The following is a 726-nucleotide window of genomic DNA, read 5'->3' as shown; positions in this document are numbered from 1 at the left end:
GCCTACATCCACGCGACGCGACCACAACGTGAATACCACGCCACCATCCACCCTCGTCATCGTCAGCGGCATGTCCGGCTCGGGAAAGTCGGTCGCGCTCAATACCTTCGAGGACCTGGGCTTCTACTGCGTCGACAACCTGCCCGCCGAACTGCTGCCGCAATTCGTGCAGAGCGTGAACAGCGACAGCAATTCGCCGGAGAAGCTGGCCGTCGGCATCGACGTGCGCAATCGCCGGGACCTCACCAACCTTCCGACCTGGCTGTCGGCCGTGGGGGCGATGGGCATGGACCCCAAGCTGGTCTTCTTCGATGCCAGCGACGAGGTCCTGCTCAAGCGCTATGCCGATACCCGGCGCCGCCATCCATTGAGCCAGCTTGGCCTGTCGTTGCTCGATGCGATCGCGCTCGAGCGCCAGGTACTGCGCCCGCTGCGGCAAGTCGCCGATGCGGTGGTCGAGACCAGCAGCATGAACGTGCACAAGCTGCGCCGGCACGTCGTCACGGAGTTCGCCATCGGCGGCACCACAGCGGTTTCCCTGCTGTTCGAATCCTTCGCCTATCGCCGCGGCGTGCCCAGCGACGCCGACTTCGTCTTCGACGCGCGCGCGCTCCCGAACCCGCACTGGGATGCCACCCTGCGTCCGCTGTCCGGCCGCGATGCGGGCGTCCGCGACTACCTGGACGCCGAGGCGGACGTGGCGAAATTCGTCGAACAGGTCTCGGC

At 66.3% G+C, this 726-nt stretch carries 1 protein-coding gene; it reads left to right on the top strand.

Annotated elements, in window-relative coordinates; translation table 11 throughout:
• Nucleotides 1-70 precede the first annotated feature (70 nt).
• Nucleotides 71-726, top strand: a 656-nt coding sequence (gene rapZ / locus ACXJKJ_RS30515) for an RNase adapter RapZ (RefSeq protein ID WP_457395181.1), incomplete at its 3' end; no start/stop codon positions are given.

The organism is Roseateles sp. P5_E1, assembly GCF_054049335.1.
Note: the sequence above shows the minus strand (reverse complement) of the source record. Positions and strands in the feature narration are given on the sequence as shown.